Below are 21385 nucleotides of genomic sequence, written 5' to 3'. Positions count from 1 at the left end.
GCCCGAAAGGCCTGGCGTAGGCTGGTTCGGCCGTACCCGAGTAGCACTTGAGAGAGAGAAGGCCGCCAGGTGACCGAGCTCGCAGCGACCACCCTCGATGCGTCCAGCACCGACCTGCAGGCCGTGCTCGACCGGGCCGCCGCCGGCGGCCGGATCACTCCGGAGGAGGCGCTGGAGCTCTACCGCTCGGCGCCGCTGCACGCGCTCGGCTCCGCCGCCGACGCGGTGCGCCGCCGTCGCTACGCCGGTACCGAGCACATCGCGACGTACATCATCGAGCGCAACATCAACTACACCAACGTCTGCGTGACGGCGTGCAAGTTCTGCGCCTTCTACGTGCCGCCGAAGAGCGACAAGGGCTGGTCCCGCGAGCTCGACGAGATCCTGCGCCGCTGCGCCGAGACGGTCGAGCTGGGCGGCACCCAGATCATGTTCCAGGGCGGCCACCACCCGGACTACGGCGTGGAGTACTACGAGCGCGCGTTCTCGGCGATCAAGGCCGAGTTCCCGCAGCTGGTGATCCACTCGCTGGGCGCCTCCGAGGTCGAGCACATGTCCCGGATCTCGGGCGTCTCCGTCGAGGAGGCCATCACCCGGATCCACAGGGCCGGCCTGGACTCCTTCGCCGGCGCCGGCGCCGAGCTGCTGCCGGAGCGGCCGCGCAAGGCGATCGCCCCGCTGAAGGAGTCGGGCGAGCGCTGGCTGGAGATCATGGAGATCTCCCACGGACTCGGCGTGGAGTCCACCTCCACCATGCTGATGGGCACCGGCGAGACCAACGCCGAGCGGATCGAGCACCTGCGGATGATCCGCGACGTACAGGACCGTACCGGCGGCTTCCGGGCCTTCATCCCGTACACCTACCAGCCGCAGAACAACCACCTGAAGGGCTCGACCCAGGCCACCGTCTTCGAGTACCTGCGGATGATCGCGATCGCCCGCCTGTTCCTCGACAACGTCGCCCACATCCAGGGCTCCTGGCTCACCACCGGCAAGGAGGCGGGCCAGCTGTCGCTGCACTACGGCGCGGACGACCTCGGCTCGGTCATGCTGGAGGAGAACGTCGTCTCGGCGGCCGGTGCCAAGCACCGCTCCAACCTCACCGAGCTGATCCACCTGATCCGGGCCGCCGACCGCGTTCCGGCGCAGCGCTCGACCACGTACGAGCACCTGCGGGTGCTGGACGACCCGGCGAACGACCCGGTCGACCCGCGGGTCGCCTCGCACATCGCCTCCACGGCGATCGAGGGCGGCACCGCGCACCCCGAGTTGAAGATCCTGGACAACTGAGTCCGTACCGGTGCTGACCCTGCACCGGGCGGCCCTCGTGCTGCCCGACCCGGCCGATCCCACCGCCCCGTCCTTCGCCGACGGGGCGGTGGTGGTGCGCGGTGAGCGGGTCGAGGCCGTCGGGCCGTACCCGGAACTGGCGGCGGCGCACCCGGCTGCCCGGGTCCGGGACTGGGGCGCGGCCGTGCTCACGCCGGGGCTGCGCAACCCGTACGGGCAACGGGCGTTGGAGCGGGACTACCACCCGGATCCGCGGGAGGGGATCGGCGTCGAGCCGCTCGTGGACGAACTGGTGGGCTGCGCCGACGAGACCCGGTGCGGGGCGAGCGCCCGGCGCGGGCTGCAGCGGATGCTCGGCTTCGGGGTGACGGCGGTGGCCGGGCCCTTCCAGCGGGTCTCGGTGCGGACGGCGGTGGCGCGTTCGGGGCTTGTGGCGCTGCCGGGGCCGGCGGAGCCCGAGGCGGGGCCGCTGGACCCGCTGGCGGTGCTGCCGCTCGCGCGGGCCGTGCACGGGCGGGTGGCGGCCGGGGGTCGGGCGGACTTCGCGGTGTTCGCGGTTGAAACCGGGGGGAACCCCGGGCCGCTGCCGGGCGGCTGTCTGGCGACCGTGCTGGGCGGGCGGTTGGTGTACCGGCGGCGCTGACGCCCTCGGTGGATGCGGGCCGGTGTGACGGATCCGTCAGTGGCCGGATTGCCTTGCGGCGTAAGGAACTTCCTTCGTGTGCACCCGAACTCCCTGGCTCGCTCCGGGGGGTGATTGCCCCTTCGCCGTGACCTGAGGGCCCGCCAGCGGATACGATCCCGGACAGCTCACTCCGTACCCTCACCACACCACCGCCCGTGCCCGCGGGCAGCGGGGCCGTGCCCCAAGGCCCCGGAGGCAAGCCAGGACAGGAACCATGCGAACCGCGATCGTCCCCCCGCCGCGCACCCTGCGGCTGGGCCGTGGTTGGTACCTCGCCGCCGTGCTCAGCGCCGTGCTGGCCGTCGGCATGTGCCTGCTCGGTTGGCGCCAGGCCGACCAGGCCGACCGGATCGGGGCCCACCCGGTGAGAGTCGAGGGCGTCGTCACCCAGCTGCCGACCGGCGGCGGCACGTACAGCGCCGTCAGCTACAAGGTGAGCGGCCAGCCGCACACCGCGGCCGCGCTACCGCTGGCCGACGGCACCAAGCTCGGTGACCCGGTCTGCCTGGAGCACGCGGCCGACGACCCGGGCGCGGTGCGGATCTGCGGCGACACCTACCCCCAGCCGGTCGGGGTGGGGCTGGCCCGGTTCAGCGTGCCGGTGGCCGTGGTGCTCTTCGCGATCTGCGTGCTGCGCATCCGGCGGCACCGGCGGGCCGTCGCGGTCCGCGCAGGGCAGGGAAAGCTCGCCACCAACCTCGCGCTGGCCACCGAGGCACTGGCCGAGGGGATGCCCGCGATCACCCACGGCAAGCGCTCCCGGCGCCGGCGGCGCGCGGGCGGGCGGAGAGGGTCACACTGACGCCGCTGGACGGCGCCCGGTGTGCCCCGTTGGTCGGCGCGTCCGTTCCAGGGTGAAGAATGGGTTCGTGACCCGAGCCTCTCTGGACAAGCAGCCGCACGAAGTCGCCGCCATGTTCGACGACGTCGCGGCCAAGTACGACCTCACCAACGACGTGCTCTCCCTTGGCCAGGCCCGCGCCTGGCGCCGGGCGGTGGCCGAGGCGGTGGCCGCCGGACCGGGGGACCTCGTGCTCGACCTCGGGGCCGGCACCGGCACCTCCTCGCTGCCCTTCGCCGAGGCCGGGGCCAAGGTCGTCCCGTGCGACTTCTCGGTCGGCATGCTCGCCGAGGGCAAGCGCCGTTACCCCGAGCTGCCGCTCACCGCCGGTGACGCCACCCGGCTGCCGTTCGCGGACGACACCTTCGACTCGGTGACGATCTCCTTCGCGCTGCGCAACGTCCAGGAGACCGTGGCGGCGCTGCGCGAGATGCACCGGGTCACCAAGCCCGGCGGCAAGCTGGTGATCTGCGAGTTCTCCACACCGACCTGGACGCCGTTCCGCACGGTCTACACCGAGTACCTGATGCGTGCGCTGCCGCCGGTGGCGACCGCCGTCAGCAGCAACCCGGACGCGTACGTCTACCTCGCCGAGTCCATCCGGGTCTGGCCGGACCAGCCCGCGCTGGCCGCCAAGCTGCAGGAGAGCGGCTGGTCGAAGGTGGCCTGGCGCAACCTCACCGGCGGGGTCGTGGCGCTGCACCGGGGCTACAAGCTCGCGTAGCGCGTAGCGCGTAGCGGGTGCGGCAGGGCACGGGGGTCTCCGGCGGTGTGAGCGGAACTAGACTGCCGGAGACAAAAGCCGCCGTTCCCCCCACCCGTCGCAGCTCCAGGAGTGTGTCCACGTGTCCGAGACCGCAGCCGATCTGACGAAGCCGGACAGCACGGTCGAGAGCACTGCCGACGTCATCGTGGTCGGCGCGGGCCCGGCCGGCTCCACCACCGCGCACTACCTGGCCCAGGCCGGACTGGACGTGCTGCTGCTGGAGAAGACCGCCTTCCCGCGCGAGAAGGTCTGCGGCGACGGCCTGACCCCGCGCGCCACCAAGCAGCTGGTGGACATGGGCATCGACGTCTCCACCGAGAACGGCTGGCTGCACAACAAGGGCCTGCGCATCATCGGCGGCGGCGTCCGACTGGAGCTGGACTGGCCCGAGCTGTCCTCGTTCCCGGACTACGGCCTGGTCCGCAAGCGCGCCGACTTCGACGAGCTGCTGGCCCGTCAGGCAGAGAAGGCCGGCGCCCGGCTCTACGAGCGCTGCAACGTCAGCGGGCCGGTCCTGGACGATCGGACCGGCCGGATCGTCGGCGTGACCGCCAAGCTCGGCGACGAGAAGCGGCCGGTCACCTTCCGTGCCCCGCTGGTGGTCGCCGCCGACGGCAACTCCACCCGGCTCTCGCTGGCCATGGGCCTGCACCGGCGCGAGGACCGCCCGATGGGCGTCGCCTACCGCACCTACTTCAACTCGCCGCGCCACGACGACGACTACCTGGAGTCCTGGCTGGAGCTGTGGGACACCCGCGGTGGCCAGCGCAAGCTGCTGCCCGGCTACGGCTGGGTCTTCGGCATGGGCGACGGCACCTCCAACGTCGGCCTCGGCATCCTCAACTCCTCCTCCGCGTTCGGCGAGCTGGACTGGCGCGAGGTGCTCAAGGCCTGGTGCGCGAGCATGCCGGAGGAGTGGGGCTACACCCCCGAGAACATGACCGGCCCGATCCGCGGCGCCGCTCTGCCGATGGCCTTCAACCGGCAGCCGCACTACACCCGTGGCCTGCTGCTGGTCGGCGACGCGGGCGGCATGGTCAACCCGTTCAACGGCGAGGGCATCGCCTACGCGATGGAATCCGGCCAGATCGCCGCCGGGGTCATCACCCAGGCCCTGGCCCGGGTCACCGTCGGCGGTCGGGAGCGGGCCCTGCAGGCCTACCCGCGCATCCTCAAGGACGTGTACGGCGGCTACTACACGCTGGGCCGCGCCTTCGTGAAGCTCATCGGCAACCCCAAGGTGATGCAGCTGGCCGCCCAGCACGGGCTGCCCCGGCCGCTGCTGATGCGCTTCACCCTCAAGCTGCTCGCCAACCTCACCGACCCGCAGGGCGGCGACGCGATGGACCGCGTGATCAACGGCCTGACCCGGGTCGCGCCCAACGCCTGACCCGGGTCCGGCGCCTGACGCGGCTCCGGCGGCTGACGTGGGGCCGGGGGCTGACGTGGGTCCGGCGTTGGGCGCGGGGCCGGCAGCTAGCGCGGGTCCGGCGCTGCCGCCTTGGCAGTCTCCGCAGCCTCCGCCGCCGCAGCCTCCGCCGCCGCAGCCTCCGCCGCCGCAGCCTCCGCCGCCGCAGCCTCCGCTGCCCCCAGGGTGTCGCGGGAGGCGGCGGAGCGCTGCTCGACGTAGGCGAGGCGCTCGGCGAACACCCGGGCCGCGTCCGGGGTGAGCGTCCGCAGGGCGACCAGGGCGCTGAAGACGACGTCGCAGAGCTCGTGCTGGACGTCCTCCCAGGTGTGGGTGACGCCCTTGCGCGGGTTCTGGCCGGTGGCGCCGATCACCGCCGCGCCGACCTCGCCGACCTCCTCGGAGAGCTTGAGCAGCCGCAGCAGGCGCTCCTCCTGCGGCGACTGCGTGCTGTGCTCGTCCAGCCATGCGACCAGGTGGTCGACGCTCTCCCAGATCCGGCTGTCCATGCGGTGCTGCTCCCCTGCGGTGTGGTCGGTACTGCCACCGTACGGGAGCGGTGCGACGCCGGGCTCAGCGCTTGCTGATCTTCACGTGGCGGATGTTCACCGGGACATTGGGGAAGCCGTCGCCCGGGTTGTTCTGGTCGTCCTCGCCGGCGGCGGCGATCTTCTGCAGGACGTCCAGACCCGAGGTGATTCGGCCGAACGGGGTGTAGGCGGGGGAGAGCTTGGTGTCCTTCCAGACGAAGAAGAACTGGCTGCCGTTGGTGTTCGGGCCGGCGTTGGCCATGGCCACGGTGCCGGCCGGGTAGGTGGCGCCGCTGAGGTTCTCGTCCGGGAAGGAGTAGCCGGGGCCGCCGCTGCCGGTGCCGGTCGGGTCGCCGCACTGCAGGACGTAGATCCGCTGGGTGGTGAGGCGGTGGCAGTGGGTGCGGTCGAAGTAGTCGTGCTCGGCGAGGAAGCGGAACGAGAAGGTGGTGCAGGGTGCCTTGTCGGTCAGCGCCTCGAAGGTGATCGGGCCTTGGTTGGTCCGCAGCGTCGCGTGGTACGGCTGGGCCGCCTTCTTGGCGTCGAAGACCGGGATGCCCTTGAAGTTGTCGGCCGGCACGGCGGGTGTGTAGGTGCAGGTCGCGCCTGGGGCGGGGGTGGCGTTCGCGGGGGCGGCGACGGCGGTGCCGGTGCTCGCCGCGAGCGGGAGGACGGTGGCGGCGGCGACCAGCGCCCAGTGCTTGCGCTTCACGTGACGGGCCTTCCGTGGGGTGGTGGACGGCATGCTTGTCATGGAGGCATCATCCACGGCCGGGTGGGTCTCCGGTAGGGGGCGGGATGGACGGGGCCGGTTCGGCCGCGATGTGCCGATTGTGCGTCAGTTGCCTTCCGGGTCAGCCGGGGTGGTGATGAACAGTCCGGCGCGGGCGGCCAGGGCGGCGGCGTCGGCGGCCCGTTCGGCGGCGCGGGCGTCCAGTGGCTCGCCGGTGACGAACAGCCGGTAGTAGAGCGGGGCGGTGGCCGCCCGGACCACCTCGGCGCCGTCCGTCCCGGCGGGCAGCTCGCCCCGGGCGGCGGCCCGTTCGGCCACCTCGGCGGCCTGGCGGTGGCGGGCCGCGAAGAAGGCGCGTAGCGCGGCGGCGCCGACATCGGAGCGCTGGGCGGCGGAGATCAACGCGGTGGGCGTGGGGCCGAGTTCGGGGTCGGTGAAGACGTCGAACACCTCCCGGGTGATCCGGCGGAGGTCCTCCCGGAGGTCCCCGGTGTCGGGCAGTGGCCAGGGCTGATCGGCCGAGGCTGCCAGGGCCTCCGCGACCAGGCCGTCCACCCCACCCCAGCGGCGGTAGAGGGTCGCCTTGTGGACGCCGGAGCGGGTGGCGACCGCCTCGACGGTCAGCCCGTCGTACCCCTTCTCGGTGACCTCGGCGAGCGTGGCCGTGACCACGTCCGTCCGGACCCGGGCGCTGCGGCCACCGGGGCGCGGGGTGGGGGTGTGGGGCGGCTGCTCGGGGTGAGTGGCTCCGGTCAAAGTCGACTCCAGTCGCATTAAGGCTTGCTGTGGGGCGGCGGGCGTGCCATGCTCATCGTAATGCGACCTGAGTCGCATTACGAGAGGAGCTTGTGTGACCGCCACCGCCATTCCCGACCCCGCCGTGCTCCACCCGCTCGCCGGCCACGACCGGGTCGTCCTGCTGCGGCCGCTCGTCACCGACCTGCGGATCGAGGTCGGCGACTACACCTACTTCGACGACCCTGACGGCGCCACCCGATTCGAGGAGCGCAACGTCCTCTACGCGTACGGCCCCGAGCGGCTGGTGATCGGCAAGTACTGCGCGGTCGCCACCGGGACCCGCTTCCTGATGGCCGGTGCCGCCCACCCGACCATCGGCGTCTCCACCTTCCCCTTCACGATGTTCGGCGGCAGCTGGACCGAGCGGACCCTCGACATCGTCACCGGCCTGCCCAGCCGGGGCGACACCGTGATCGGCAACGACGTCTGGTTCGGCTTCGGGGCCACCGTCCTGCCCGGGGTCCGGATCGGCGACGGCGCGATCATCGCGGCCGGTGCGATGGTCACCGCCGACGTCGAGCCCTACACGATCGTCGGCGGCAACCCCGCACGTCCGATCCGGCGCCGCTTCGACGACGCCGACATCGAGCGCCTGCTCCGCGCCGCCTGGTGGGATTGGCCGGTTGAGCTCGTCACCGAGCACGTCCGCGTCATCATGTCCGGAACTCCGGCCGAGATCGAGGCGATCGCCGCGGCGAACGGGCTGCTCGACGGTTGACCGGACCGGCCAAGCCGACCATCCGGTGTCCGGAACGGCATTGATCGCCGACGGTTTGGTGCGCGAGGATGGCGCTCCCCCGCTCCACGCTGCGCCTCGTCCACCGCCGGGCCTTCCGCCCGGCCCCTGGGTCCGTCCGACGCCGTACGGTACTCGCGCCCGCCGGTTCCGCTCGTTCGGAGGGATCTTCGTCATGCCTGCCTCCCTGTCCAAGGACTCGCCCTCGTCCTCGTCGGTCCTTCGCGATCTTCCGGTGCTGCTCGTGGCGGTGGTGTGGGGGTCGAGCTTCCTCGCCGTCCAGCGGGTCGCCGAGCCCGGGACGGTCGTGGCGATGCTCGTGCTGCGCTTCGGGCTGGTGCTGCCGCTGCTCGGGGCGGTCGCCTGGCGGGCCCTGCGGAGGCTGAGCCGGGCGGAGTGGCTCGGCGGCGCCGCACTGGGGCTGGTGCTCAGTGGGATCTTCCTGCTGGAGACCTTTGGCGCCGTGCACACCTCCGCGACCAACGCCGGGCTGATCATCAGCCTCGCGATGGTGCTCACCCCGCTCGGCGAGAGCGCACTCGGCCGGACCGCGCCACCGCGGGCCTTCCTGGCGGCCGCCGCGCTGGCCGTTCTCGGCGTCGCCCTGCTCACCGGCGACGGCGGGCTGCGCGCTCCGTCGGTCGGCGACCTGCTGGTGCTGGGGGCGGCTCTCGTCCGCTCGGCGTACGTCCTCGCGATGGCCCGCACCCGGGCCGTCCGCGACACCGACATGCTCGCCGTGACCTGGGTCCAACTCGCCGTGGCCACCGGAGTGTTCGCCGTCGTCGCGCTGTCCGTCGGGCCGGCGCCGTGGACCGTCGCCCGCTCGTACGGGGCCGGCCAGTGGGTCTGGCTGCTGCATCTGTCCTTGTTCTGCACGCTGTTCGCCTTCTTCGTCCAGATGTGGGCCGTGCGGGCCACCTCGCCCTCCCGAGTGAGCCTGCTGCTCGGTACCGAACCGCTGTGGGCCGCGGTGTTCGGCATCACCGTCGCCGGGAACCGGATGGGCCCGCTCGCCCTGCTCGGTGGAGCCCTGGTGCTGGTCGCGACCGAGTGGGGCCGCCGCACCGCTCCCGTGCCGCGCCCGACCGGGGGCGGGGGCGGGAGAGATGCAGGGGCGGACGCGGGGGCGGATACGGGGGCCGGGGAACAGCGGCGGGAGCCGGCCCCGGCGTGATCCGTCGTCGTGGTCACCGGCGCCGCCGCAGCGTCCGGCGGGCGTAGTCGATGGTGACCGCGCCGAGCAGCGGGCCCCAGACAACCAGGGGCAGGTAGGCGAGGGTCATCACCAGGGCGCCGAAGCCGCGCGGCGAATCCGGCTCGGCCAGGTTGCGGGCCCAGCCGCCGAACAAGGAGAGCATTCCCACCTTGGTCAGGATGGCCGAGCCGATCAGGGCCGGGATGACAGCGGCCAACGGGCGCACCCTCCGACCTCCGATCACTGGGATCCAGCGGGGCACCACCTGGCCCCAGGGCCGGACCAGGCCGACGGTCAGGAAGGCCAGTGCCTCGGTCAGGGCGCTGAGCACCATGCAGTAGACGGTGCCCCAACCCGGCTGGTGCTCGCCGTACGCCGCGGCCGTCGCGCCGGTGAAGCCGACCGGGACGCCGAAGCCGAAGGCGATCCGCCACACCCCTGAGGGAACGGTGCTCAAGACGGCGGCCTTGGCGGCCAGTTGGGCCCAGCGCGGTGCGGGCGGGACATCCGGGGCGGCCGCGCCGGCTGCCTCGGACACATGGGGACGGTGGGCGGTGGTGCGGGCGTTGATCACGAGCTTGGACATGACGGGCTCCCTTCCGGCCCGGCCCCTCGGCCGGTGCGATGACTCAAGACTGGAGGTCCGGCAGGGGGCCGCGGCAGTGCCGATCGGGCTGTTCCCGCTGCTCAACCGGCGTGTGAAATATGCCGATCGGCACAGGCGCGCCCGCTGGGACACGTCGTAATCTGACGGCAGTCGACGAGTCGAAGAGAGGTGGTGGCGATGACTCAGATCCTGTCCCTGGTCGTCCCGGCCCTGCTACTGCCGGCCTGGCGCCTCCGCGGGCGGCTCGGATCGGCGGCGGTGACGACTGTGCTGGGCGCGGTGTCGGTGGCGGTCTCGGTCGCCGTCTGGTTCACCGGCCACTGGACGGAGGCGGACCGCTGGACGGGGTTGGTCGGTCTGGCCGAACTGGCCGCCCTGCTGCTGGCGGTGGTCCTCAGCCTGCGCGCCGAGGGCGGCCCGCGGAGCGCGGCGGCCGCCTGGACGGCGTGCGGAGCGGTCGCGCTCTGGCCGTCCCGGTTCGACGGGCCGGTCAACGCGCTCACGCTCTTCGGGTTCGGATCGATACTGTCCCTGCCGACGGTACTGATCGGGCTCTACCTGCGGGGCCTGGACGAGGGTCGGGCCCGTGCGGTGGCCGATGCCAGGCGATCGCAGCGGCTCGAACTGGCCCACGACCTGCACGACTTCGTGGCGCATGACGTCAGCGGCATGGTCGCCCAGGCCCAGGCGGGGGCGTACCTGGCCTCCATCGACCCGGCTGGGGCGGCCGAGATGTTCGAGCGGATAGAACAGGCCGGGCAGCGAGCCCTGGCCTCGCTGGACCGGACCGTCCAGCTGTTGCGCAGCGAGGACGCCAGCGGCCGCAGTCCGCAGCCAGGGCTCGCCGAACTGGCCCGAGTGGCTGAGCAGTTCACTGCTGCGGGGGGCGCCGAGGTCCGGTTGGAGCTGCCGGAGGGGCCGGTGCCGCGCGAGGTGGAGGGCACCGTCCACCGGATCGCGGTCGAGTCCCTGACCAACGTCCGCCGGCACGCCCCGGCCGCGCGGACGGTCGAGGTCCGCGCCCGCCGCAGCGGCGGGCGGCTGGAGGTGACCGTGACCGACGACGGCGGGGTGCCGGTCCCGGGCGGGCGTCCGCGTCGGGGCGGCGGGAGCGGGCTCCCGGGACTGGCGGCCCGGGTGGAGGCCCTCGGTGGCTCGCTGGAAGCCGGCCCGTACGAGCGGGAGGGTTGGCGGGTGACGGCGGTGCTGCCGCTGGACGCGGCCGCCGGTGGGCCGGGACGATCCGGGCCGGAACGATCCGGGCCGGGACGATCGCAGAGGCCGACGCGGGTCGGTATGGGGGAGGTGCAGGGATGAGCAGCGGTACGGGGCCGGTTCGGATCCTGATCGCGGACGACCAGGCGGACGTCCGCAGTGCGTTCCGAATGATCCTGGACGTCCAACCGGACATGACGGTGGTGGCCGAGGCGGCGGACGGCGCCGTGGCGGTGGAGGAAGCGCAGAGGCTGCAGCCGGACGTGGTGCTCGCGGACATCCGGATGCCGAAGCTCGACGGCTTGGAGGTCACCCGGCAGTTGGCCGGCCAGTGCAAGGTGATCGTGGTGACCACCTTCGACCTGGACGAGTACGTGCACGCGGCGTTGCGGCACGGTGCGGCGGGATTCCTGCTGAAGCGCTCAGGGCCGGTGCTGCTGATCGAGGCGATCCGGGCGGCGATGGCCGGGGACGCGTTGATCAGCCCGCAGGTCACCGTACGGCTTCTGCGGCACATGGCCCTTCCGGGAGCGGAGCCGAAGCCCGGGGCGGCCTCCGGGGCGGGGAGCAGTGCGGCGTCGACGGGGCCGCTGATAGCCGGGCCGGTGGAGGAACTGACCGCGCGGGAAAGGGAGATCGCCGAGCAGGTGGCGGACGGGGCGACCAACGCCGAGATCGGTGCGGGGCTGTTCATCTCGCCGGGGACGGTGAAGAACCACCTCGCCAGCATCCAGCGCAAGCTCGGCGTCCGTAACCGGGTGGGCATCGCGGCCTGGGCGTGGGAGCAGGCGGTCAGCAACCGGTAGCCTGCGCCCGGCCCGCAGGGCGAGGAGGGCCGACCCCCGGGGGCGGCGGCCGCGCGAGAGCGGCCCCGACCCCGTTCTCCGGCATGCCCGCAGGCAGCGGGCGGTGAGCAGCAGGCAGCGAGCGGGCATGCCAGGCGGCAGGCGGCAGGCGGCAGGCGGCAGGCAGCGGGCCGCAGGCGACAGGCGACAGGCGACAGGCGGCGGACGGCGGAGCGGCGGCGGGCGGGGGAGAGGGAGAGGAACCCCACCCGATGACAACCTCGCGCGCTTGTGAACGAAGGGTCAAGCAGGCGTTCAAGCCCCCGCCACCCCTGCGAGTGAGTCGTTATAACACGTCAACATGACGCCCGGAAATTTGCCCAGTGCGACGCATAGTTGATATAGGAACGTGCCGCTGATCAGCCACTTCAAAGGTAAATGCGACTGGTTGTGATCATTTGACTCCTTTGCGTTGACAACTCTGGGCATGTTCACATTCGACACCATTCACATGGTGTCGTAGATCACAAAGATGACGGTGAACTGCGTGTCGCAGATCACAAGCCGACGGGCATAGGATGCGCTCACTCCAGGGCTTGTGAACTGCCTCACATGAGGTGGATCTCGGGAACTGGGGCGCGGGTTCACCTCAGTGTGACCCGCCGGTTCCGATCTGCAGTCAAGGACGACTGGACGGAGGGAGCGGGGGCTATGAATGCCTACGCGCCGATCCTCGTACTCGGTGCCATCGCGGCGGCGTTCGCGGTCGGTTCCGTCGTAATGGCCTCACTCACCGGCCCCAAGCGCTACAACCGGGCCAAGTTGGAGGCGTACGAGTGCGGCATCGAGCCGACCCCGCAGCCCGTGGGCGGCGGTCGGTTCCCGATCAAGTACTACCTGACGGCGATGCTCTTCATCGTCTTCGACATCGAGATCGTCTTCCTCTACCCCTGGGCGGTGACCTTCGACGCCCTGGGGATCTTCGGGTTGGTCGAGATGCTGCTGTTCATCGCCACCGTCTTCGTCGCGTACGCCTACGTGTGGCGCCGCGGCGGCCTGGAGTGGGACTGAGCGTGGGGTGGTAGCCACACCCGTCGGCCGGTGCGCGAGCGCTTGTGAACGAGCGGACAAGCCGGAACCGGTCGACGTACCAGCGGACTTGAGGGCATTGAGAGGGATCTGATGGGAATCGAGGAGAAGCTGCCGAGCGGCTTTCTGCTCACGACCGTGGAGACGGCCGCCGGCTGGGTGCGCAAGGCGTCACTCTTCCCGGCCACCTTCGGTCTGGCCTGCTGCGCGATCGAGATGATGACCACCGGCGCCGGCCGCTACGACCTGGCCCGGTTCGGCATGGAGGTCTTCCGGGGATCCCCCCGGCAGGCCGATCTGATGATCGTCGCGGGCCGGGTGAGTCAGAAGATGGCCCCGGTGCTGCGCCAGGTGTACGACCAGATGGCCAACCCCAAGTGGGTCATCTCGATGGGCGTCTGCGCCTCCTCCGGCGGGATGTTCAACAACTACGCGATCGTCCAGGGCGTCGACCACATCGTCCCGGTGGACATCTACCTGCCCGGCTGCCCGCCCCGCCCGGAGATGCTGATGGACGCCATCCTGAAGCTGCACGACAAGATCCAGCACGAACCGCTGGGCGTGAACCGGCGCCGCGCCGAGGAACTCGGTGAGGCCCTCGCCCTCAAGGCCACCCCGATCAGCGAGATGCGGGGGCAGCTGCGATGAGCGAACAGCTCCCCGAGACCCGTCGCGAGCAGCCGGTCCGCGAGCTCCCGGTCGAGGTGGTCGGCCGCCGCCAGGGCATGTTCGGCGCCGACGGCAGCGGCGACACCTCGGGCTTCGGCGGCCTGGCCGCCCCGATCGTGCTGCCCGGCCCGAGCGGACGCCCGTACGGCGGCCCACGCGGCGGAGCCGCAGGATACGGCACTTTCGACGAGATCGCCGACGAGCTGGAGGGGGCCCTGGAGGAGCAGGGTCTGGACCCGGCCGAGGTGATCGAGAAGACCGTGGTCGACCGCGGCGAGCTCACCTTCCACATCGACCGGGACCACCTGCTGAGGACGGTCCGCATTCTGCGCGACGACCCGGCGCTGCGCTTCGAACTGTGCCTGGGCGTCAGCGGCGTGCACTACCCGGGCGACAAGGGCCGCGAGCTGCACGCGGTCTACCACCTGCGCTCGATCACCCACGGCCGGCTGATCCGGCTGGAGGTCACCGCGCCGGACGCCGACCCGCGGATCCCCTCCGTGGTGAGCGTCTACCCGACCAACGACTGGCACGAGCGCGAGGTCTACGACTTCTTCGGCCTGGTCTTCGACGGCCACCCGGCGCTCACCCGGATCATGATGCCGGACGACTGGCTGGGCCACCCGCAGCGCAAGGACTACCCGCTCGGCGGCATCCCCGTCGAGTACAAGGGCGCCCAGATCCCGGCACCCGACCAGCGGAGGTCGTACAGCTGATGAGCACTCAGCACTACGAAGAGGCCGACGCGGAGACCCGCGGCGAGACCGAGGAAGCGCAGGCCCGCGAGACCACCGAGGGCCGGGTCTTCACCGTCACCGGCGGCGACTGGGGCGAGGTGGTCGAGGCGGTCGGCCGGGCCGATGACGAACGCATCATCGTCAACATGGGCCCCCAGCACCCGTCCACCCACGGCGTGCTGCGGCTGATCCTGGAGATCGACGGCGAGACGGTGAAGGAGGCCCGCTGCGGCATCGGCTACCTCCACACCGGCATCGAGAAGAACATGGAGTTCCGCAGCTGGGTCCAGGGCACCACCTTCGTGACCCGCATGGACTACCTGACCCCGCTGTTCAACGAGACCGCCTACTGCCTGGCGGTCGAGAAACTGCTCGGCATCACCGCGGACATCCCGGAGCGCGCCGACGTCATCCGGGTGATGATGATGGAGCTCAACCGGATCTCCTCGCACCTGGTCTGCCTGGCCACCGGCGGCATGGAGATCGGCTCCACCACCCTGATGATCTACGGCTTCCGGGACCGCGAACTCATCCTGGACGTCTTCGAGCTGGTCACCGGCCTGCGCATGAACCACGCGTACGTGCGCCCGGGCGGCCTCGCCCAGGACCTGCCGCCCGGTGCCGTCGACCAGATCCGCGAGGCGGTCAAGGTCTTCCGCTCCCGGATGCACGAGTACGACAAACTCGCCACCGGCAACCCGGTGTTCAAGGCCCGACTGGTCGACGTCGGCTTCCTCGACCTGCCCGGCTGCCTGGCCCTCGGCGCCACCGGCCCGATCCTGCGCGCCACCGGCCTGCCGCACGACCTGCGCAAGACCGACCCGTACTGCGGCTACGAGAACTACGAGTTCGAGGTCGCCACGGCGGACACCGCCGACTCCTACGGCCGCTTCCTGATCCGGCTGGAGGAGATGAAGCAGTCGCTGCGGATCGTCGAGCAGTGCCTGGACCGGCTGAGGCCGGGCCCGGTCATGGTGGCCGACAAGAAGATCGCCTGGCCCGCCCAACTCGCCGTCGGCCCCGACGGGATGGGCAATTCGCTCGACCACATCCGCAAGATCATGGGCACCTCGATGGAGGCCCTGATCCACCACTTCAAGCTGGTCACCGAGGGCTTCCGGGTCCCGGTCGGCCAGGCGTACGCGGCGGTCGAGTCACCCAAGGGCGAGCTGGGCGTGCACGTGGTCAGCGACGGCGGGACGCGCCCGTACCGGGTCCATTTCCGGGATCCGTCGTTCACCAATCTGCAGACGATGGCGGCGATGTGCGAGGGCGGCCAGGTGGCCGACGTGATCGTCGCGGTGGCCGGGATCGACCCGGTGATGGGAGGCGTGGACCGGTGACCAACGTCGAACTCGGACTGCCGGCGCTGCCGGCCCCGCCGTACCCCGAGGAGGTACACACCCGGCTGGCCGCCGACGCCGCCGAGCTGATCGGCCGCTACCCGCAGGCCCGCTCGGCGCTGCTGCCGCTGCTGCACCTGGTGCAGGCCGAGGAGGGCTTCGTCAGCCGGACCGGGATCCGCTTCTGCGCCGAGCAGTTGGACCTCACCACCGCCGAGGTCACCGCCGTCGCCACCTTCTACACCATGTACCGGCGGCGCCCGGCCGGGACGTACCACGTCGGGGTCTGCACCAACACCCTGTGCGCGGTGCTCGGCGGCGACCAGATCTTCGCCGAGCTCCAGCAGCACCTGGGCATCCGCAACAACGAGACCACCGAGGACGGTGCGGTCTCGATCGAGCACATCGAGTGCAACGCCGCCTGCGACTACGCCCCCGTGGTGATGGTCAACTGGGAGTTCTTCGACGACCAGACCCCGGAGAGCGCCAGACAGCTGGTCGACGACCTGCGGGCCGGCCGGGAGGTGCGGCCCACCCGCGGCGCCCGGCTGTGCGGCTTCAAGGAGACCGCCCGGATCCTGGCCGGCTTCCCCGACGAGCGCCCCGGCGCCAACGACGAGTCCGGCGCCGGCGGCGCCCCCTCGCTGGCCGGCCTGCGGCTCTCCAGGGGCGAGACCCTGCCCGGCACCGGCGGCACCAAGGTGGTCTCCCCGCGCCACGAGGAGCCCGGCCAGGAAGGGACCGAAGCGTGATGACCTCCGCCGAGCCGGCCGAGAAGCTGCTCACCCCCGTCCTGTCCGCCTCCTGGGACGACAGCCACCCCTGGACGCTCGCCACCTATCGCCGCCACCAGGGGTACGAGGGCCTCAAGGCGGCCCTGGCGATGCCCCCGGACGACGTGATCGCGCTGGTCAAGGACGCCGGCCTGCGCGGCCGCGGCGGCGCGGGCTTCCCCACCGGGATGAAGTGGCAGTTCATCCCGCAGAACGACGGCAAGCCGCACTACCTGGTGGTCAACGCGGACGAGTCCGAGCCGGGCACCTGCAAGGACATCCCGCTGCTGTTCGCCAACCCGCACGCGCTGATCGAAGGCATGATCATCGCCTCCTACGCGATCCGCTGCGACCACGCGTTCATCTACCTGCGCGGCGAGGTCGTCCCGGTGCTGCGTCGGCTGCACGCGGCCGTCGCCGAGGCGTACCGGGCCGGGCTGCTGGGCCGGAACATCCTCGGCTCCGGCGTCGACCTCGACATCACCGTGCACGCCGGAGCCGGCGCGTACATCTGCGGCGAGGAGACGGCGCTGCTGGACTCGCTGGAGGGCCGCCGCGGACAGCCGAGGCTGCGCCCGCCGTTCCCGGCGATCGCCGGCCTGTACGCCTGTCCGACGGTGGTCAACAACGTCGAGTCGATCGCCTCGGTGCCGCCGATCCTGGCCCGGGGCAAGGAGTGGTTCAAGGGCCTGGGCACCGAGAAGTCCCCCGGCTTCACGCTGTACTCGCTCTCCGGCCACGTCACCAACCCCGGCCAGTACGAGGCCCCGCTCGGCATCACCCTGCGCCAACTGCTGGACCTCAGCGGCGGCGTCCGCCCCGGCCACCGGCTGAAGTTCTGGACCCCGGGCGGCTCCTCCACCCCGATGTTCACCGACGAGCACCTCGACGTCCCGCTGGACTACGAGGGCGTCGGCGCGGCCGGCTCGATGCTCGGCACCAAGGCGCTGCAGGTCTTCGACGAGACCACCTGCGTGGTGCGGGCGGTCACCCGCTGGACCGAGTTCTACGCCCACGAGTCCTGCGGCAAGTGCACCCCGTGCCGCGAGGGCACCTACTGGCTGGTCCAGCTGCTCAAGCGGATCGAGGCGGGCGAGGGCGTCGAGGGGGACCTGGAGAAGCTCCTCGACATCGCCGACAACATCAACGGCAAGTCCTTCTGCGCGCTGGGCGACGGCGCGGCCAGCCCGATCGTCTCCTCGCTCCAGCACTTCCGGGCCGAGTACGAGCAGCACCTCGCCGAGCGCCGCTGCCCGTTCGACCCGGCCGCCTCCACCGTCTGGGCCGACGGCCCCCGCCCCGGCCACCAGTCCGCCACCGAAAGGGAGGTGCACGCGTGACGATCACAGAGCCAACCGCCTCCGAAACCGCGGTCGAACTGGTCACGCTCACCATCGACGGCGTCGAAGTGAAGGTCCCCAAGGGCACCTTGGTGATCCGGGCCGCCGAGACCATCGGCACCCAGATCCCGCGCTTCTGCGACCACCCGCTGCTGGACCCGGCCGGCGCCTGCCGGCAGTGCATCGTCGAGGTCGAGGGCCAGCGCAAGCCGGTCGCCTCCTGCACCATCCCGGTCGCCGAGGGCATGGTGGTGCGCACCCAGCTCAGCTCGCCGGTGGCCGAGAAGGCCCAGCGCGGGGTGATGGAGCTGCTGCTGATCAACCACCCGCTGGACTGCCCGATCTGCGACAAGGGCGGCGAGTGCCCGCTGCAGAACCAGGCGATGTCCACCGGCGGCGCGGACTCCCGCTTCGAGGGCATGAAGCGCACCTACGAGAAGCCGGTGCCGATCAGCAGCCAGGTGCTGCTGGACCGGGAGCGCTGCGTGCTGTGCGCCCGCTGCACCCGCTTCTCCCAGCAGATCGCCGGGGACCCGTTCATCGACCTGGTGGAGCGCGGGGCGCTGCAGCAGGTCGGCACCGGCGAGGGGGACGACTTCGAGTCGTACTTCTCCGGGAACACCATCCAGATCTGTCCGGTGGGCGCGCTGACGTCGGCGGCTTATCGTTTCCGCTCCCGCCCCTTCGACCTGGTCTCCTCGCCGAGCGTGTGCGAGCACTGCTCGGCGGGCTGCGCCCAGCGCACCGACCACCGGCGCGGCAAGGTGCTGCGCCGGCTGGCCGGCGAGGACCCGGCGGTGAACGAGGAGTGGAACTGCGACAAGGGGCGGTTCGCCTTCCGCTACGCCCAGCTGCGGGACCGGCTGGCCACCCCGCTGGTGCGGGTGGACGGCGAACTGGTGCCCGCCTCCTGGCCGGAGGCGCTGGCCCGGGCGGCCGAGGGGCTGCGCGGGGCCCGTGCCGGTGTGCTGGCCGGCGGCCGGGTGACGGTCGAGGACGCGTACGCCTACGCCAAGTTCGCCCGGGTGGTGCTGGGCACCAACGACGTGGACTTCCGGGCCCGCCCGCACAGCGGCGAGGAGGCGGACTTCCTGGCCACGGCGGTCGCCGGGCACGGGGTGGACGTGGCCGGCGACGGGGTGACGTACGAGCAGCTGGAGCACGCCCCGGCGGTGCTGCTGGCGGGCTTCGAGCCGGAGGAGGAGTCGCCGATCGTCTTCCTGCGGCTGCGGAAGGCGGCCCGCGGCCGCGACCTGAAGGTGTACTCGGTGGCGGCCTTCGCCTCCCGGGGCCTGGCCAAGCTGCGCGGCGCGCTGCTGCCGGCCGCCCCCGGCACTGAGCCGGAGTGGTTCGCGGCGCTGGCGGCGGACGGGCCGCTGAACGACGAGGCCGGGCAGGTGGCCGAGCTGCTGCGCCGGCCGGGCGCGGTGATCCTGGCGGGCGAGCGGCTGGCCGCGATCCCGGGCGCGCTGACGGGGCTGCTGCGGCTGGCGCACGCGACCGGCGCCGAGCTGGCCTGGGTGCCGCGCCGGGCGGGCGAGCGCGGGGCGGTGGAGGTCGGCGCGCTGCCGGGCCTGCTGCCCGGCGGACGGCCGGTGGCCGCTGCGGCGGCCCGGGCGGAGGCGGCCGCGGTGTGGGGGGTGGAGGAGCTGCCCTCGCGGCCGGGCCGGGACACCGACCGGATCCTGACCGCGGCCGTCCAGGGCGACCTGGACGCGCTGCTGGTCGGCGGGGTGGACCCGGACGACCTGCCGGACCCGGCGCTGGTCGACGAGGCGCTGGCGGCGGCGCCGTTCATCGTGTCGCTGGAGCTGCGGCCCTCCGCGGTGACGGCGCGGGCGGACGTGGTGCTACCGGTGGCGGCGGTGGCCGAGAAGGCGGGCACCTTCCTGGACTGGGAGGGCCGGGTGCGGATGTTCGAGGCCGCGCTCAAGCCGGACCAGCAGATGGGCCGCCACCTCCAGTCCGACCTGCGGGTGTTGACGATGCTCGCGGACGCGCTGGGCCACCGGCTGGGCCTCGCGGACGTCCGGGCGGCCCGGCTGGAGCTGGACCGTTTCGAGCCCTGGCAGGGCGACCGCGTGGCCGACCCGGCGGTGCACCCCGGTCCGCCGCCCCGGCCGACGACCGGCCAGGCGGTGCTGGCGGGTTGGCGCCAGCTGCTGGACAACGGCGTGCTGCAGCAGGGAGAACCGCACCTGGCGGGCACCCGGCACCGGGCCGTGGCCCGGATCTCGGCGGCCACCGCGAAGGAGATCGACGCCGGTGCGGCGGCCGCGCTGCGGCTGACCGGCCCGGCCGGCTCGCTGGTCCTGCCGCTGGAGGTCACCGACTCGATCCCGGACCGCACGGTCTGGATCCCGCTCAACTCCACACCGGGCGGAGCCCACCGCACGCTCGGCACCACCGTCGGCCACCTGGTCACGATCGCCGCGGCCCCGCTGGAGCCGGTCGCCGTCGAGGACGAGGCCCGGTCCGGCCGCGAAGGGGAGGACCGATGACTCCGCAGCCGTACGAGACGCTCCACTTCTTCGGGCAGGACCCGTGGTGGCTGGTGCTGCTGAAGGCGGTGTTCTGTTTCGCGTTCCTGGTCCTGACGGTGCTGATCGCGATCGTCTGGGAGCGCAAGGTGGTGGCCTGGATGCAGTTGCGCATCGGGCCGAACCGGCACGGTCCGTGGGGCATGCTGCAGTCGCTGGCGGACGGCGTGAAGCTGGCGCTGAAGGAAGACCTGGTGGTCAAGGGCTCGGACAAGGTGGTCTACATCCTGGCCCCGATCGTCTGCGCCATCCCGGCCTTCATGGCCTTCGCGGTGATCCCGTTCGGCCCGGCCGGCGACGAGGTGTCGATCTTCGGCACCCGGACGCCGCTGCAGCTGACCGACTTCCCGGTGGCGCTGCTGTACATCCTGGCGACGGCCTCGGTGGGCATCTACGGGATCGTGCTGGCGGGGTGGTCCTCCGGCTCGACGTACCCGCTGCTGGGCGGGCTGCGCTCCTCCGCGCAGATGATCAGCTACGAGATCGCGATGGGCCTGTCCTTCGCGGCGGTGTTCATCTACTCGGGCTCGATGTCCACCTCGGAGATCGTGGCGCGCCAGCAGCCGACCTGGTTCGCGGCGCTGCTGCCGGTGTCGTTCATCGTCTACGTCATCGCGATGGTCGGTGAGACCAACCGGGCGCCGTTCGACCTTCCGGAGGCCGAGGGCGAGCTGGTCGGCGGCTTCAACACCGAGTACTCCTCGCTGAAGTTCGCGATGTTCATGCTGGCCGAGTACGTCAACATGGTGACCGTCTCGGCGGTGGCCTCGACCCTGTTCCTGGGCGGCTGGCGGGCCCCCTGGCCGGTGTCGACCTTCTGGGGGGGCGCCAACCACGGCTGGTGGCCGATGCTGTGGATCACGCTGAAGATCCAGCTGCTGCTGTTCTTCTTCATCTGGCTGCGCGGCACGCTGCCCCGGTTCCGCTACGACCAGTTCATGAAACTGGGCTGGAAGGTGCTGATCCCGGTCTCGCTGGTGTGGCTGGTGCTGATCGCGAGCGTGCGGGCGCTGCGCAACGAGGGCTACGGCTTCGGCGAAGTGGTGCTGTACGTGGGTGCGCCGGTCAGCGTGATCCTGCTGCTGACGCTGCTGCGGGACTTCCTGAGGAAGCAGCCCGAAGAAGCCGCGACGTACGACGACGGGGCGCCCCCGAAGGGCGAGTTCGACCCGATGGCGGGCGGGTACCCGGTGCCGCCGCTGCCCGGGCAGGAGCTTCCGCCGGTGCCGCGCCGGCGCAGCCGCGCCCCGAAGCAACTGCAGGACGCCCTCAACGGGGCCGACCATTCCGAAGGGAGCTGAT

20 protein-coding genes and 1 pseudogene are annotated in these 21385 nt (G+C 71.9%); 17 read left to right on the top strand and 4 right to left on the bottom strand.

Annotated elements, in window-relative coordinates; all coding sequences use genetic code 11:
• The first annotated feature begins 69 nt into the window (after positions 1–69).
• From mqnC to ACH4E7_RS21795, 5 genes are all read left to right on the top strand, one after another.
• Positions 70–1290 carry a cyclic dehypoxanthinyl futalosine synthase gene (gene mqnC, locus ACH4E7_RS21815; protein WP_396250672.1) on the top strand — a complete coding sequence of 407 codons (1221 nt, stop codon included), beginning with the start codon at positions 70–72 and terminating at the stop codon, positions 1288–1290.
• Between the two features lie 10 nt (positions 1291–1300).
• Complete coding sequence (locus ACH4E7_RS21810; RefSeq protein ID WP_396250671.1) at positions 1301–1933, top strand: imidazolonepropionase-like domain-containing protein; 633 nt, start codon at positions 1301–1303, stop codon at positions 1931–1933.
• A gap of 256 nt (positions 1934–2189) precedes the next feature.
• Complete coding sequence (locus ACH4E7_RS21805; RefSeq protein WP_396250670.1) at positions 2190–2777, top strand: hypothetical protein; 588 nt, start codon at positions 2190–2192, stop codon at positions 2775–2777.
• Between the two features lie 67 nt (positions 2778–2844).
• Positions 2845–3540 (top strand): demethylmenaquinone methyltransferase, encoded by a 696-nt coding sequence (locus ACH4E7_RS21800; protein ID WP_396250669.1) that lies wholly within the window; start codon positions 2845–2847, stop codon positions 3538–3540.
• Positions 3541–3661: 121 nt separating this feature from the next.
• Entirely contained in the window at positions 3662–4972 is a 1311-nt protein-coding gene (locus ACH4E7_RS21795) for a geranylgeranyl reductase family protein (protein ID WP_396250668.1), read from the top strand.
• A gap of 212 nt (positions 4973–5184) precedes the next feature.
• Here ACH4E7_RS21795 and ACH4E7_RS21790 read toward each other — a convergent pair.
• The 3 genes and pseudogenes from ACH4E7_RS21790 to ACH4E7_RS21780 form a co-directional block, all read right to left on the bottom strand.
• Positions 5185–5499: pseudogene (locus ACH4E7_RS21790) on the bottom strand (MazG-like family protein); the annotation flags it as partial.
• A gap of 64 nt (positions 5500–5563) precedes the next feature.
• On the bottom strand, positions 5564–6274 hold the full coding sequence (locus ACH4E7_RS21785; protein ID WP_396250667.1) for a peptidylprolyl isomerase: 711 nt from the start codon (positions 6272–6274) through the stop codon (positions 5564–5566).
• Positions 6275–6358: 84 nt separating this feature from the next.
• Entirely contained in the window at positions 6359–7009 is a 651-nt protein-coding gene (locus ACH4E7_RS21780) for a TetR/AcrR family transcriptional regulator (protein ID WP_396250666.1), read from the bottom strand.
• Positions 7010–7103: 94 nt separating this feature from the next.
• On the opposite strand from ACH4E7_RS21780, the gene ACH4E7_RS21775 reads away from it, so the two are divergent.
• Entirely contained in the window at positions 7104–7769 is a 666-nt protein-coding gene (locus tag ACH4E7_RS21775; RefSeq protein ID WP_396250665.1) for a CatB-related O-acetyltransferase, read from the top strand.
• 193 nt (positions 7770–7962) lie between these two features.
• Positions 7963–8964 carry a DMT family transporter gene (locus ACH4E7_RS21770; RefSeq protein WP_396250664.1) on the top strand — a complete coding sequence of 334 codons (1002 nt, stop codon included), beginning with the start codon at positions 7963–7965 and terminating at the stop codon, positions 8962–8964.
• A gap of 13 nt (positions 8965–8977) precedes the next feature.
• Here the strand turns inward: ACH4E7_RS21770 and ACH4E7_RS21765 are convergent, their stop codons facing one another.
• The gene (locus tag ACH4E7_RS21765) at positions 8978–9571 is read right to left on the bottom strand and encodes a hypothetical protein (RefSeq protein WP_396250663.1); all 594 of its coding nucleotides are present in this window, start codon (positions 9569–9571) and stop codon (positions 8978–8980) included.
• Between the two features lie 198 nt (positions 9572–9769).
• Between ACH4E7_RS21765 and ACH4E7_RS21760 the strand changes: the two genes are divergently transcribed.
• The 10 genes from ACH4E7_RS21760 to nuoH all read left to right on the top strand — a co-directional run bounded on the left by ACH4E7_RS21760 (position 9770) and on the right by nuoH (position 21384).
• Complete coding sequence (locus tag ACH4E7_RS21760) at positions 9770–10909, top strand: sensor histidine kinase (protein WP_396250662.1); 1140 nt, start codon at positions 9770–9772, stop codon at positions 10907–10909.
• Positions 10906–11613, top strand: coding sequence for a response regulator (locus ACH4E7_RS21755; protein ID WP_396250661.1), 708 nt, complete (start codon positions 10906–10908; stop codon positions 11611–11613). Before ACH4E7_RS21760 ends, ACH4E7_RS21755 begins: the two co-directional genes overlap by 4 nt.
• A 690-nt stretch (positions 11614–12303) precedes the next feature.
• A complete protein-coding gene (locus ACH4E7_RS21750; protein WP_030060100.1) occupies positions 12304–12663 on the top strand; it encodes an NADH-quinone oxidoreductase subunit A in 360 nt (119 codons plus the stop codon).
• 111 nt (positions 12664–12774) lie between these two features.
• Positions 12775–13329, top strand: a complete 555-nt coding sequence (locus ACH4E7_RS21745) for an NADH-quinone oxidoreductase subunit B family protein (protein WP_031079294.1) — start codon at positions 12775–12777, stop codon at positions 13327–13329.
• Positions 13326–14066, top strand: a complete 741-nt coding sequence (locus tag ACH4E7_RS21740; protein ID WP_396250660.1) for an NADH-quinone oxidoreductase subunit C — start codon at positions 13326–13328, stop codon at positions 14064–14066. The genes ACH4E7_RS21745 and ACH4E7_RS21740 overlap by 4 nt, the downstream gene beginning before the upstream one ends.
• Positions 14066–15430, top strand: a complete 1365-nt coding sequence (locus ACH4E7_RS21735) for an NADH-quinone oxidoreductase subunit D (RefSeq protein ID WP_396250659.1) — start codon at positions 14066–14068, stop codon at positions 15428–15430. The genes ACH4E7_RS21740 and ACH4E7_RS21735 overlap by 1 nt, the downstream gene beginning before the upstream one ends.
• A complete protein-coding gene (gene nuoE / locus ACH4E7_RS21730; protein WP_396250658.1) occupies positions 15427–16182 on the top strand; it encodes an NADH-quinone oxidoreductase subunit NuoE in 756 nt (251 codons plus the stop codon). The genes ACH4E7_RS21735 and nuoE overlap by 4 nt, the downstream gene beginning before the upstream one ends.
• Positions 16182–17543 carry an NADH-quinone oxidoreductase subunit NuoF gene (gene nuoF, locus ACH4E7_RS21725; RefSeq protein WP_396250657.1) on the top strand — a complete coding sequence of 454 codons (1362 nt, stop codon included), beginning with the start codon at positions 16182–16184 and terminating at the stop codon, positions 17541–17543. The genes nuoE and nuoF overlap by 1 nt, the downstream gene beginning before the upstream one ends.
• Positions 17540–20044, top strand: coding sequence for an NADH-quinone oxidoreductase subunit G (locus ACH4E7_RS21720; RefSeq protein WP_396250656.1), 2505 nt, complete (start codon positions 17540–17542; stop codon positions 20042–20044). The genes nuoF and ACH4E7_RS21720 overlap by 4 nt, the downstream gene beginning before the upstream one ends.
• Positions 20041–21384 (top strand): NADH-quinone oxidoreductase subunit NuoH, encoded by a 1344-nt coding sequence (gene nuoH / locus ACH4E7_RS21715; protein WP_396250655.1) that lies wholly within the window; start codon positions 20041–20043, stop codon positions 21382–21384. The genes ACH4E7_RS21720 and nuoH overlap by 4 nt, the downstream gene beginning before the upstream one ends.
• Position 21385: the final 1 nt, after the last annotated feature.

This window comes from Kitasatospora sp. NPDC018058 (assembly GCF_044327205.1).
Lineage (GTDB): Bacteria > Actinomycetota > Actinomycetes > Streptomycetales > Streptomycetaceae > Kitasatospora.
Note: the sequence above shows the minus strand (reverse complement) of the source record. Positions and strands in the feature narration are given on the sequence as shown.

Coding starts and splice junctions, on each gene's coding strand:
- ACH4E7_RS21770 (WP_396250664.1), top strand. CDS start 7,963: ATGCCTGCCTCCCTGTCCAAGGACTCGCCCTCGTCCTCGTCGGTCCTT.
- ACH4E7_RS21735 (WP_396250659.1), top strand. CDS start 14,066: ATGAGCACTCAGCACTACGAAGAGGCCGACGCGGAGACCCGCGGCGAG.
- ACH4E7_RS21785 (WP_396250667.1), bottom strand. CDS start 6,274: ATGACAAGCATGCCGTCCACCACCCCACGGAAGGCCCGTCACGTGAAG.
- ACH4E7_RS21765 (WP_396250663.1), bottom strand. CDS start 9,571: ATGTCCAAGCTCGTGATCAACGCCCGCACCACCGCCCACCGTCCCCAT.
- nuoF (WP_396250657.1), top strand. CDS start 16,182: ATGACCTCCGCCGAGCCGGCCGAGAAGCTGCTCACCCCCGTCCTGTCC.
- ACH4E7_RS21755 (WP_396250661.1), top strand. CDS start 10,906: ATGAGCAGCGGTACGGGGCCGGTTCGGATCCTGATCGCGGACGACCAG.
- ACH4E7_RS21760 (WP_396250662.1), top strand. CDS start 9,770: ATGACTCAGATCCTGTCCCTGGTCGTCCCGGCCCTGCTACTGCCGGCC.
- ACH4E7_RS21745 (WP_031079294.1), top strand. CDS start 12,775: ATGGGAATCGAGGAGAAGCTGCCGAGCGGCTTTCTGCTCACGACCGTG.
- nuoH (WP_396250655.1), top strand. CDS start 20,041: ATGACTCCGCAGCCGTACGAGACGCTCCACTTCTTCGGGCAGGACCCG.
- ACH4E7_RS21740 (WP_396250660.1), top strand. CDS start 13,326: ATGAGCGAACAGCTCCCCGAGACCCGTCGCGAGCAGCCGGTCCGCGAG.
- ACH4E7_RS21750 (WP_030060100.1), top strand. CDS start 12,304: ATGAATGCCTACGCGCCGATCCTCGTACTCGGTGCCATCGCGGCGGCG.
- ACH4E7_RS21805 (WP_396250670.1), top strand. CDS start 2,190: ATGCGAACCGCGATCGTCCCCCCGCCGCGCACCCTGCGGCTGGGCCGT.